The sequence below is a fragment of the Flavobacterium sp. CG_9.1 genome (genome assembly GCF_015751645.1).
Classification (GTDB): Bacteria; Bacteroidota; Bacteroidia; order Flavobacteriales; family Flavobacteriaceae; genus Flavobacterium; species Flavobacterium xanthum.
On the sequence record NZ_JADOVC010000024.1, the window covers coordinates 25,155 to 38,906 of the forward strand.

Genomic DNA, 13,752 nt, shown 5'->3' on the forward strand with positions numbered 1-13,752 from the left:
ATTAATTTTAAAATCAAACAAAGATTAAATGTATTATTTACATTGAACAATCAACAAAACAGGAACTATTGTAATGATTGTCCTTTTTTTTATGATGAACCTGCAAGTGTAAAAATGGTTTATAAAGGTACGAATTTAAAAAGATAATTTTTACCTATTTAATCTAGTAAATTTGGATCAATTTTAAAAATTTTCGAGAAATATTAAAACATTGATTTTTGCATTTTAGATTGATATCCAAATCCGAAAGTTTTGTACTTCATCCGTATTCGTTACCATTCCTGTTTACTAAAGTTATCAAAAACAAAAAAGCCTTTCGGTTACGAAAGACTTTTTTCTTACTAGCGGTCTGGACGGGACTCGAACCCGCGACCCCATGCGTGACAGGCATGTATTCTAACCAACTGAACTACCAAACCAGTATTTTTTTTTAAACTGCAACGCTTTAATGCTCTTTTCCAAGAATTCTTCGGAAACTGCCTCCACCCTAACATCGAGATGACTGACATGTTTACTAACCAACATCCTTTATTTTAAATCAAAAAAGCTATTCGCCGAGGCGAAAAGCTTTTCATTGGTCTAACTACTAAACCCGCTACGAGTTACAAATTCGTAGCAAACAACACAACTAACGTTAAAAACCTTAAGGGGCAAAAAAGCCTTTCTGTTACGAAAGGCTTTCCCCAATATTGCGGTCTGGACGGGACTCGAACCCGCGACCCCATGCGTGACAGGCATGTATTCTAACCAACTGAACTACCAAACCTCTGCGTTATTGCGGTGGCAAAGATACAATAGATTTCCGTTTGCACAAGCGTTTTTTGAAAAAATATTTGATAAATATTCCCCGTTTTATCCAAAGTTTTGTTTTTCAACCAAGTATGTCATTAATATTTTTTCAAAACTTTCATCCACACTCACCGGAATGTACTTTATTCTGTTCTGAGAACAAGTCAGGGCCAACTTTTTAAAGTAACTTTCTATCTGTTTTTCATATTCTTCTTTTATAGTATCGGCAAAAACAGCTACTACCTCGCCTGTTTCAACATCAACAAACTTCCTTGGAGCGTTATCAAAATCAAAATTTAACTCTGTTTTATTATCTACGACGTGAAATAAGACTACTTTGTGTTTATTGTGTTTCAAATGTTGCAATGCATTAAACAGTGCTTCTTCATTTCCAGATTGAAACATATCCGTAAATAAGATAATCATAGAGCGTCGATGAATCTTTTCCGCTATTTGATGTAAAAATGTAATCGTATCGGTACTTTTTTGGACCACAGGTTTTATTAGCAGTCCTTCAAGAGCATTTAAAATCATTCGATGATGGCGATCACTGCCTTTTTCAGGCGCGTAGTACTCGTAAGTATCCGAAAACACACTCATGCCTACAGCGTCACGTTGTTTCTTCAGCAAGTTCATTAAAACCGCCGAAGCCAAGACCGAAAACCCTATCTTATTTTCAAAAAACGGCTGGCTTTTCGTTAATACTGGATAGTGCATCGATGACGAATTATCGATAATAATATGACAACGCAAATTTGTCTCTTCCTCAAACCGTTTCGTATACAAACGATCCGTTTTGGCAAACAACTTCCAATCAATGTGCTTGGTGCTTTCGCCAACATTGTACACTTTATGTTCAGCAAATTCTGCTGAAAACCCATGAAAAGGACTTTTGTGCATTCCTGAAATAAAACCTTCCACAACCTGATTGGCCAATAACTCCAGATGCTGGAAACTAGAAATTTTCTCTATTTGCGATTCGATCTTCATCTACCAAATATATTAAAAGATTAAATGATTTAAAAAATTACCTAAACAAAACTTAATCAAGAAGCTTAAATCAATTCCGCTTAAACAAAAAAAAGGTTTGACTTTCGCCAAACCTTCTCTCTGAACCCAAAAGGATTCTATATAAATCATAATCTACCGATTACAACAACGCGTCTAAACTATCTGCATACGTTTGCTTTGGAGCTACTCCTACTTGTTTACCTACAACTTCTCCATTATGAAAAACCAATACAGTCGGGATGTTTCTCACTCCATATTTAGCTGCAAATTCTTGATTTGCATCAACATCTACTTTTCCTATAACAACTTTTCCTTCGTACTCATTGCTTAATTCATCTATGATTGGACCTACCATTCTACATGGTCCACACCAAGCTGCCCAAAAATCTACCATTACCGGTTTGTCTGATTTCAAAACTACTTCTTCAAAAGTAGCATCTGTTATTGCTAATGCCATAATATTTAATTTAAAGTTTATCGTTTGATTATTTTACTGTTTCAAACTAGAATACAAATTTAGAAATTAAAAACAAATCAAACACTATTCACAAATTAGTTTTGACTATTAATCTATTGCCAATTTCTATCTATAGTATTGGACAAATTATACCTTTTTTTTTCTAAAGCGATCTAGCCTGCCGATCAATGGGTTTCTTCTCCCTAAAAATTCAACACGTGCTATTCGCGCTAAAAAGTGGAAAAATTTCCATTTTAGTAGGCAAAGTCCATTTTGCACTACAAGAAACTCAACTCAAAAAGCAAAGTGTTTTTTTTCAAAATGAAAAAAACTGCCTCTAAAGGCAGCTTTTCAATCTATACTTCAAAACTATTTTATTATAAGCTGTATTTCATTCCAAGTGTTAATCCCAATCCACTAATTCCAACGTAAGAACTCAACTCATCTGTTGGCCTAGTACTATCAATCGTATTAAACTGTGAATTATTCGAATTACTATCCAAACGATCAGAATAATTAGAATGAATCTGTGCCGTGGTACGCGTATTTAATCGATCTGTTCCATTAACAGTAAACTCAGTAGTTTCTTTATCTTTTCCATGAACGGTAAAGTTACGGTATTCTAATTCTGCAAAAGCAGAAAGGTTTTTAGCCAGTTTATAAGAAGTCCCCAATGCGGCTTGAAAACCTAAAGTAGGATTTGGTTTGATAACATCTTTGCTAAACACATTTACACCGGGTGCAGCAACTGCATTTGTTTTAATGGTCAAATCACCATGCACAGGAACAATCACCCCAACTTTTGAGTAAGTCTCAAATCCTTTCACTTCACCTAAAAATAACACAATAGCTGGAGCTAAATCAAAAGCTCTAATCTGACCCACAGATCTCAAGGTTACTGCCCCGTCATCTACTCTTTTCACCATGGTCTTGTCATTACTATTGTAATAATTAATCCCCATTTCTACACCCAAACGATCTGTAAAACGATAACCCACTCCAGCTCCAGTTCTAAAACCTTCCCCAAAAGAACCTGTAATACTTTCTTCTGAAATTAAATTTCCACCCACAAAAACCTTGCTTAATGCTGCTTGTCCGCCTACAGTAGGAAATTCAGTTGCAGCAGTCTGCATAAAATAAGATCCGCCCAATTTAAAATACCAACTTTCCTTTTTTTCGGTTTGCCCTATCATCGTCATGGAACAAATCATAAATCCTAGTAAAAATAACTGCTTTTTCATAATTTCGTTTATTATCATTTATACAAAAATAACTCATTTTTACTTAAAATTTAATAACAAACACAGTCAATTATATGTTAAAAATGATTAAAGTTTAATAGTCAAGCTATTGCAAACGTTTAGGTATAAAAATAAAACTACACACCTGAAGCATAAATTGTGATGGAATTGCTAGAACAAACACCTTACAAATAATTTTCAAAATCATCCATTTTTACGCTCTCAAATTTTTCATCTTATTAAAAATTATGATTTTAATTTAATTTAAAGTTAATCTGCATTTTCTCTAACTCAACTAATAATTCATTTGAGATTTTAATTTTCAATTTCCTACTCGGCATCGTCAATTTAGTGACCACCTTTATCTCTTCAACTTCTTCCACTTTTGCTACAGCACTAGTACTCCCTGGAATTTCCAGAACTTCCATTTCAGGATCATCCTCACTAACATCAACAAAACCAACCTCATCATTTTCTAATTCAATGGGAGCAACAGTAACGAGTCTCTTTATTTTTTCCAATTCCATGATTTCAAAAGACACCGTATTATCTCCCTTATTCTCCTGAAAAAGACGACTTAGTCTATGAATAAAATCGGTTTCTAAATCCGATATATTAAGTAGCAAAATCAATTTCTTGGCAAAAGTTTCCAAAACATCTTGCAACTGCTTTACTTCTACAAATTGCAGTCTCGGCTCTCCTTTTTTTCCTGTATCTCGATCTGTCCAACCTTCTTTCACTAATACTTTCATGAATGTGAAATTATTTTGAATAAAAAAGTGACGAAACTTTAAATACTCCTCACCAAAAATCCGGAATTCATAACTCTCATCGTACCCTTCTAAAGTAAACATCCCCCAACCCTTTCCGTTCTTGGCCACACGATGTTGAACATTATTGATAATTCCCCCAAAAGTTAAATTTTTACTCAGATGTAATTCCATATTTCTCAATGCATCTAATCTGGCATTACAAAAATATTTCATTTCAAATTTATAGTCATCCAACGGATGTCCCGAAATATAAATACCAACCACCTCTTTCTCTTTGGCAAGCTTTTCCATTGTACTCCAATCTTCACAAGGTGGTACAATAGGCTCTGCAATTTGTACTTCGCTCGCATCCCCAAATAAGCTTACTTGCGAGGAATTCTCGTTTTCCTGATACTTTGAGCCATACCGAATTGCTTTTTCATAAAACGTAATTCCGTCCCCATCATCATGAAAATATTGCGCTCTCGTAGTTCCTAAAAACGAATCAAAACCTCCTGCTAAAGCTAAATTTTCAATCGCTTTCTTATTGGCCGCACGCAAATCAATTCGTTTGGCCAAATCAAAAATCGATTTATATTTTCCGTCTTTTCTATTCTCTACAATCGTCGCCACGGCTCCGGAACCAACTCCTTTAATAGCTCCCATACCAAAACGAACGGCATAATCATCATTTACGGTAAACTTGTAAAAGGACTCATTAACATCTGGACCTAAAACTTGCAGCCCCATCCGTTTACATTCCTCCATAAAGAAAGAAACTTGTTTAATGTCACTCATATTATTAGACAAAACCGCTGCCATGTATTCTGCTGGATAATTGGCTTTCAAAAAAGCGGTTTGGTAGGCAATCCAAGCATAACAGGTAGAGTGTGACTTATTAAAAGCATATTCTGCAAAGGCCTCCCAGTCTTTCCAAATTTTTTCCAGTTTATCTTCGGCATGCCCTTTGGCGGCAGCCTGACTGATAAATTTAGGTTTCATTTTGTCCAAAACATCTTTCTGCTTTTTCCCCATCGCTTTACGCAAAACGTCGGCATCCCCTTTGGAGAAGTCTGCTAGTTTCTGGGACAAAAGCATAACTTGTTCTTGGTAAACAGTTATTCCGTAGGTGTCTTTCAGTAATTCTTCACAAGCATCTAAGTCATAAATAATCTCCTCTTCCCCATTTTTTCGCTTGACGAAACTAGGAATATAAGCAATTGGACCAGGGCGATACAGTGCATTCATGGCAATCAAATCAGGGAAAACTGTCGGCTTCAATTCCTTCATATATTTCTGCATTCCAGCAGATTCATATTGAAAAATACCTACTGTTTCTCCACGCTGAAACAGTTCGTATGTCTTCAAGTCATCAATAGGAAAGGTATCCGGATCCAGATCAATACCCGTTCTGTATTTTACTAATTTAACCGTATCCTTGATTAAAGTCAGGGTTTTCAAACCCAAGAAGTCCATCTTTAACAATCCGGCACTTTCTACTACCGAGTTGTCAAATTGAGTCACATATAAATCGGAATCTTTGGCAGTTGCCACAGGTACAAAATCAGTAATATCACTTGGTGTAATAATCACTCCACAAGCGTGAATCCCTGTGTTTCTTAGGTTTCCTTCTAAAACTTTAGCTTGCTGAATGGTTTCTCCACCCAAATCATCTTCATTAGCAAGACCTATTAATTCTTTAATTTTATCGTATTCTTCGGGACGAACTGCTTTCTTAATTACATCCTCTTTTTCATTTAAAAAACGAGCCAAATTCCACTTAGAAGGCATCATCCCCGGAATTAATTTCGCAATTTTATCGGCTTCAAATAGCGGCAAATCCAGTACACGAGCCGTATCTCGAATCGCTGATTTTGTTGCCATTTTCCCATACGTGATAATCTGCGCCACTTGTTTAGACCCGTATTTCCTGATCACATAATCCATGACACTGCTACGTCCTTCATCATCAAAATCAATATCAATATCGGGTAGTGACACCCGATCCGGATTTAAGAAACGTTCAAAAAGCAGGTTGTACATCAACGGGTCGATATTGGTAATTTTCAAACAATAAGCCACCACAGAGCCCGCTGCCGAACCCCTTCCTGGTCCTACCGATACGCCCATGCTTCTTGCTTCTGCAATAAGATCTTGTACAATTAGGAAATATCCAGGATAACCCGAATTAGAAATAGTCAGTAATTCAAAATCCAGCCGTTCTTGTATTTCTTCCGTAATTTCAGCATAGCGCCTTTTAGCTCCTTCAAAAGTAAGATGCCTTAAATAGGCATTTTCGCCTCGTACTCCGCCGTCTTTTTCATCCTCAGGATTATTAAACTCCACCGGGATTTCAAATTTTGGCAGCAAAACTTCACGTGCCAAATCAAAAATTTCGATCTTATCGACAATCTCTGAAATATTCGAAATCGCTTCTGGTAAATTGTTGAAGAGTTGCTTCATTTCGTCTCCCGACTTGAAATAATACTCTTGGTTGGGTAATCCGTAACGATAGCCTCGGCCGCGACCGATAGGCGTAGTTTGCTTTTCACCATCACGCACACAAAGTAAAATATCGTGTGCATTCGAGTTTTCTTTGTCTATGTAAAAGGTATTATTGGTTGCTATTATCTTAACAGCATGTTTTCTTGCCAATGAAATTAAAGAGGCGTTTACGCGATTTTCATCTTCTTGATTGTGACGCATCACCTCAATATAAAAATCTTCTTTGAACTCGTTTTTCCACCAAATTAGTGCTTCCTCAGCTTGATTTTCACCTATGTTGAGGATCTTATTTGGAATTTCACCATACAAGTTTCCCGACAAAACAATAATATCTTCTTTGTATTGCTGAATAACTTTCCTATCGATTCTGGGTACATAATAAAACCCTTCTGTGTAAGCAATCGAAGACATTTTAGCCAAATTATGATAGCCTTTTTTGGTCTTCGCCAAAAGCACGATTTGGTAACCATTATCCTTAACCGACTTATTTTTATGATCTTCGCAAACAAAAAATTCGCAACCCACAATAGGTTTCATCGGAACTTCGGTAGGTTCTTCGCCGTTTTCAATTGCCGCTTTATTTTTGGCTTCAGCCGCTTTATTATGGTATAAAATATCCCGAACAAAATGGAAAGCTCCCATTAAATTGGCATGATCCGTCATGGCTACCGCAGGCATTTTTTGTTGCGCTGCTGCTTTTACCAATGCCGCAATACTAATAGTAGATTGCAAAACTGAAAACTGCGTATGGTTGTGTAAATGAACAAAAGGCGTGTCCACCAGTACTTTTTTATTCTCAGAAAGTGCTGCCTTTGAAACCGCTGGATCTTGCTTCTCTCCAAATTGCTGACGAATTTTATCGGAAGCTTCCTTGAGATTGATATGTTTTAACCCTATGAGTTTTATCTCAGTTGGATTCTTACTTTTAAAATCTTGAAAATAGCTAGCAGGTACATCCAGCTCTTCTTTGGTAAAAACATCACGTCGAATTAACTCTAGAAAACAACGTGTAGTCGCCTCGACATCGGCGGTTGCATTATGGGCTTCACCAAAAGGTTTGTTGAAAAGATAAGAATGCAATTCTGTTAACGTGGGCAATTTGAATTTCCCTCCACGACCACCTGGCAATTTTAACAATGATGCAGTAACTTCAGTACATGTATCCAAAATAGGCATAGAACTCATTTGGCTTTCAACACCCATTCTATAAAACTCACAGCCCATAATATTGATATCAAAACCTAGATTCTGACCCACAATAAATTTGGCTTTGCCTAAAGCAATATTGAATTTTTCTAAAACTTCACTCAAAGAAATTCCATCGGCTTCCGCCAATTCTGTCGAAATTCCGTGAATTCGTTCCGCATCATACGGAATATTAAAACCTTCAGGCTTGACCAAATAATCCTGATGCTCGATGAGTTTCCCCATGTCATCGTGCAACTGCCATGCGATTTGAATACATCTTGGCCAGTTGTCCGTATCAGAAATGGGAGCGCCCCAACGCTTTGGTAATCCTGTAGTTTCAGTATCGAATATTAAGTACATAAGTCCACTTCCCAACCTTCCCCGAAAGGGATGGAGCCTGATTATAAAAACATCAGACCGTGCATTTAACTGGTTTTAAACACTTTAAAATTAGTAGTAATTACAAAAATAGAAGTTCAAATTTAGTTTTTTTTGAGGTACATATTGAGGTAAGTTATCAACAACCAAAAGAATTTTAAATCCTATTATTAGGATTGACGAACCACCAATTAAAAGTATAAAAGTACTTACGGCTCGAAACCGATCTGTACTTTTATTGCGAAAGGGAATCGTTGAAAACAAAGAAAGCTGCTTCAAATTATGAAATAGCTTTCTCTATGTGATAGCGTAGTATCTAAACAGTCATCATCTCCACCTCTTTTTTAGTGGCACTTTCTTGATTAGCAACAACCCAATTGAACTTGTGTTGATAATGAATTATTTTATTGGCTTGTAATGGATCCATAACCATTAAATAAATCCATTTATTATCTAGAAGATTTTTAAGATGTTCATTTCTTGCAAGAATAGTGCTGACCCTTGATCGTGGCGCTTGTATTAGTACTGACAATCGTAAAGGCTGGTGATACATTTCTAGGTCAGACTCCATTACCGATTGCAGCGGAAGTCCCATTTTTAAATCTCCTCCATTGCCTTGCACCACGCCAAATTTACCAGTAATATTATGGGTGATTTTTGAACCTCCTCCAAAAACCTCATTATCCACCGTTGAAAAATAGTAGTGGTTGTTTATCCATTGCGTCACTACCATAGGACCTTGCATAATGGCTTCTAACGCTTTCCCACTTTCATCGGTTTCCCAGTCATAGGAATGTAGAAAGCATCGTCCATCCAGATCCTTATTTTTTGTTAATTCTCGCGGGCCAACAATAAATCCTGCATTTTTAGCTAAGCCCCATTCTGGTCTCGTTTCTCCCCAGTTATTCGCTTTTTTATGTGCAAAAGCTACACTGTTATTAGCGATATACAGTCTTTCTTGAGTGGCCGTTTGTTGCGTCTTCAGTAAATTCAATTTCAACTTTTGCAATTGCTCGCTATGAGAATCGGGAACTTCTGAATCAAACAGTAAAATTTCATCCGTAGTCGTATTATGTTCCCCTCCAATAAAAACAGTGTTTTCAGGAATAGCAATAGAATGATTCTCTCTCAAGAACTTTTGGACTTCTGGGATATTTGCTATTTTAGCAAGCATTCTTGCATTATGTCTGCCGGGACTTGCGGCACAGGCACCACAATCTAAACTAGAGCCAAAGGGATTGTTCGCAGAATGGCTTCCATGACCTATAAAAAGAACCAATGGAGCAAAACTTTTCCATCCCATTAAATCAAAAGCCCCTTTTACAATCGCTGCCTTTTCTGCTAGTGTAATTTCAAAGTGTGTGTGCTCAGGAGCACCAATATTACTAATCTGCGGTTCACAAATAGATTCATAATTCGTGATGCTTTTTTTGTTCAACTTATATAAAAACCCAGGCATAAGTGTTCTTGCTAATAATGACAGGCCGTAAAAAAACCCCGAACCTTCTACATATCCAAAAGCAGAAGGAAGCATATTTTTCATTCTTTTTAGAAAATATTCCGTAAAGTTTGAAATCTCCTTTTTTCGCCGGTAAACTTGTACTTTTTCAGTATTATTCCGTTGCGGAGATTCGGAAACTTGGTAGGCAGAGTTTAAAATTGGGGGACACGATTTACGTATTAAGCCATCATCTAAACTTTCATAATCCATAGCAATCCCAAAAAAACCTGCGTACCCAAAAGTTTCATAAAGCCCTTTATTTTCAACATGTCTTCGTATTAACTCTGATCGAGTATCAATACAAAACACCATTTGAGCCTCTGGAACTTGTTTTTCTTGAACCGATTTTTGACTAACTAACTGTTGCTCTGCTACTACTTGTAAAAGTTGGTTTTGCCAGCTTTTTTCCCATGCTTGTAACCAAATGTACTGCAACTTTGATAGCGATGATGTTCCTGACCTTGCCATATATTCAGGAAAGATCTCCGCATCTATTTTTTTGGCCACCCAAAGTCTAACCGCTAGATAATCCTCTAATGTTATGGGATATTCTTGTTGCCAAAGCGAATGATAGCTATTTCTATGATTTATATACCCTGTCCAGCCTGGTAATGCGGCCAAATGAAAAGTAAATATTTTAGTAAAATCGGCTGCTGCATAACCATCAAGAAGAACTGTTAGTGCTGCAGCGCTTGTTTTTGGTATCTCGTCAGCGGTTGTTTTTGGCATCTCAGTATCATACACCGCCAATTTACGCCATGCGTTATAAAACCCTTCGCTTTTATTTGGCATTTCCCATTCAGCCAAACCTTCATCCATGAATGCAGCAAGCCATTTAGCCATGATTCTATCTAAATCATGATGACCATTTTTTGCAGTTGTTTTTTTATGAGATGCCATTTCTTGCAAATAAAACTCTGGAGATTCTGAAAGTTTGTTCTCTTTAAGCAATTCTACAAGAACGTTCTTATCAATTTCGCCCTTTTTCCATGCTTGTCTAAATAAAGTAGTTTCTGGAAATACAGTCGCATTTAGAAATTCTCGTGCCTGATTTGCCGCTTCTTCAAAAGGGACGCTCTCATAACCTGATAACGGATTTGAAGTTACAAATGAATACAAAGGCCATGTTTTTCCTATAACTAAGGCAGCTTCATCTATACTTTTTTGAATGATTGGATCGATCATAATGATTTTGTTTTATACATTAAAACAGTTTTTTTATAGGGTTGAGATAGGTTCAGCAATTTCATAAAGAGCCAAGGATAGTTGCGATAGATACCCAACTTCATTATAAAAAATCCAGCTAAAAAAAGGATACCAAACGCTATTTCAATTGCAGATAGTGCTATTGGCTCATCCACCATCGGCATGTCACTCATTAACATTGTTACACCCTTATACATTAAGGCGTAAGTCACGATACCACAAAGAAATAAAAATGGAGGTACAATTAATTTTTGGAAAAAGCCAAGACACTGCTCTTTTACAATATTGTAAGTAGCCTGACCAATAGTAATGGCAACAGTAAGTGTTAGAAAAATACCACTGTTTAATTCTGTTCCTTTCCCCGTTAAATATGAAAACAAAACAGCTCCCAGAATTCCAAAGAAAAGTACAAGTATAGCCTGTGATGGTTTGATTTTAATTGGTGTTGGTTTTTGCGGTTTCGAAAGTCCTATTTCCTCCCCTGCAGATAAAAATAAATATGCTTTATAAAACCCATGAAGTATTAAATGAACCACAGCTGCATTAAAAAATCCCAACCCGCATTGCATAATCATAAAACCCATTTGGGCAATAGTTGAACAGGCTAATTTTTGCTTCACATTTACCTGAAGAAGCTTAGCGAATTGCGCTATAACAGCCGTTAAACCTCCTATGATAAAAAGAATAATCAAAGTATTTGAGGCAAATAAAACCGTAGAAAACAAAGCTAATAAAATTCCTGAACCATTTACAAATCCAGCATGCATTAAAGCCGATGCTGGTGTTGGCGCCGTCATAGCGGAAAGCAACCAACGATGGAAGGGATAAATTGCGGATTGAATAATCGCGGCCGTGATGACACATAAACCCGCGACAAGGGTAATACCCCGAGGCACAGCACTTAAATTCGAAATAATACCACTTAAAGTGAAAGCTTCCGTTTGAAAAGCCAACAATAGTACTCCTACAGTTAAGAAAAAACTCCCTCCTACGAAAAACTTTAGGGCAAATTTAGAGGCTTCTTTTGCTTCACCCCATTTCGTATCTACACCTATTAATCGAGACATAAAAACACCCATTGATAGCCACATCAATAGTAAAAGCGATACGTGATTAGACATTACAAAAACCATAATAGAGAACGTGAACCCTAAACACAACAAGGAAAATTTGGCATGATACTTAAACCCCCGCAAATAATTTATTCCGAAACTGCTTATGAGTGCACTAAAAAATGTTACTAGCGTCCAAATAAGAACCGTGAAACCATTAATTTTTAAAACATTCTTATAATGCCATTCGGGAATGTTTGCGAAGTTATATACTAAATAAGTCAAATTAATTATAAACAGCAACCATAATGCGTAATGAATAAGCTGAGGAATAGCTTGGAATTGATCCTTTTTAAATGTCATTTTTTAAGATTTTAATTTTGATTGTCTACAATTTTTGATTTGAGGATTTTCATTTACACTTAATTTGTTTTTTCGCCTGTTTGCACTCAAAATAAATTCTTGCTCAACTGCATTTCTTTGTTAATGTAGATTTGGTCCACAACTGATTCAACTGAGTCTCATTAGAAGTTTTGGTGTCTCAACATACTTGAATTCTTCACCGTTGAAGAGGCAATTTTATTAAAGATTCAAATGGACTAAAAGTTCGTTCTATCAATTGAATTTTTTGGTTTATTTCTGTTCGATGATTTTAATCCGTTTGTACACATGCATGGTTTGCTAGTGTCTAGGCATTTAATTCGGGTACAAAGATTACACATTAAACTCATAAATTTTTATTTATATTTATTATTCAAAACATAAATAATTTTTATACGTTTTATCATTGTCTCCTTTCACCATTATTAAAATCCAGAAATACAGCGAATTAAAAAAGTTTTGAAAGACCTTTAGATGGGATAACCAAAGCTATCAAAAGAACTAAATAACATATAGAATCAATTCCTACTCCCGCTTGTCAAAGTCATTGCACGAAGTAAAATAGCAAAAATAAGCGGTACGTTCTGAATCAGGATGTTTTGTTTTGCCTTCATTTGGAGAAAAAAGGAGCGCTTTCATACCGTCTTATTAAATCCAAATAATAAGCAACAAACTACCATAAATAGAATATATAATCAAACCGACTGTCTCTATGTAAAGCTAATGAAACAAATAATTCAAGTAGCTTCGAAAGCCTCTCGCTAAGCGAATTACATAGTGCCTTAATTCTAATATTTGAGTAAATAAAAAGTACGCTCGAAAAGATTGTTCAAATTTATAAAGACGCTGAGAAAGGGAACAATACTACTTTACAAATTTTCATTTCAAGCAAAAGGTGGTAGTAATAATAAAACGGAAGTTGCTGCTACAAAAAAGTCAAAACTTCAGAAATCTTTGATAGGGAGCATTCCAACATGTCTTTAACAGCACAAAAAACAACGGCATCAGAATTACATTATTACAAGTGCTTCTACTGTTAAAATCTAAAAAATAATTGGCTGTTACATTTGTTTACAAAGGATTTACAAACGCTTAAAGGAAAAATTATTAATTAAAAAACCTCTTGTATTGATGATTATAAAAATCTATAAACACCACATGAACAAAATGAAATGGCTTAATTTCATTACTTTTCCAAAAAAGTTCCCGAATGATTCTTCTAACAGTATCTGATAACCAGTTCTAATTTAGAACTTAGCATAAAATCAAAAGAAAATGCTTTTATGTTGAA

The 13,752-nt window shown here is 35.9% G+C and carries 6 protein-coding genes and 2 tRNA genes; all 8 read right to left on the bottom strand.

Annotated elements, in window-relative coordinates; genetic code table 11:
• Positions 1–345: 345 nt before the first annotated feature.
• Positions 346–419, bottom strand: a tRNA-Asp gene (locus tag IWX83_RS12745).
• 273 nt (positions 420–692) lie between these two features.
• A tRNA-Asp gene (locus IWX83_RS12750) sits at positions 693–766 on the bottom strand.
• Positions 767–852: 86 nt separating this feature from the next.
• Positions 853–1,779: a DUF58 domain-containing protein gene (locus IWX83_RS12755; protein WP_073353614.1), complete on the bottom strand. Its 927-nt coding sequence runs from the start codon at positions 1,777–1,779 to the stop codon at positions 853–855.
• Positions 1,780–1,939: 160 nt separating this feature from the next.
• Complete coding sequence (gene trxA, locus IWX83_RS12760; RefSeq protein ID WP_066083169.1) at positions 1,940–2,257, bottom strand: thioredoxin; 318 nt, start codon at positions 2,255–2,257, stop codon at positions 1,940–1,942.
• Positions 2,258–2,634: 377 nt separating this feature from the next.
• Positions 2,635–3,498, bottom strand: a complete 864-nt coding sequence (locus IWX83_RS12765; RefSeq protein ID WP_073353613.1) for an outer membrane beta-barrel protein — start codon at positions 3,496–3,498, stop codon at positions 2,635–2,637.
• A 254-nt stretch (positions 3,499–3,752) separates the two neighbouring features.
• On the bottom strand, positions 3,753–8,303 hold the full coding sequence (dnaE, locus tag IWX83_RS12770; RefSeq protein WP_196830148.1) for a DNA polymerase III subunit alpha: 4,551 nt from the start codon (positions 8,301–8,303) through the stop codon (positions 3,753–3,755).
• A 334-nt stretch (positions 8,304–8,637) separates the two neighbouring features.
• Positions 8,638–11,007: a DUF2309 domain-containing protein gene (locus IWX83_RS12775; protein WP_196830150.1), complete on the bottom strand. Its 2,370-nt coding sequence runs from the start codon at positions 11,005–11,007 to the stop codon at positions 8,638–8,640.
• Complete coding sequence (locus tag IWX83_RS12780) at positions 11,004–12,443, bottom strand: proton-conducting transporter membrane subunit (protein WP_196830152.1); 1,440 nt, start codon at positions 12,441–12,443, stop codon at positions 11,004–11,006. Before IWX83_RS12780 ends, IWX83_RS12775 begins: the two co-directional genes overlap by 4 nt.
• Positions 12,444–13,752: the final 1,309 nt, after the last annotated feature.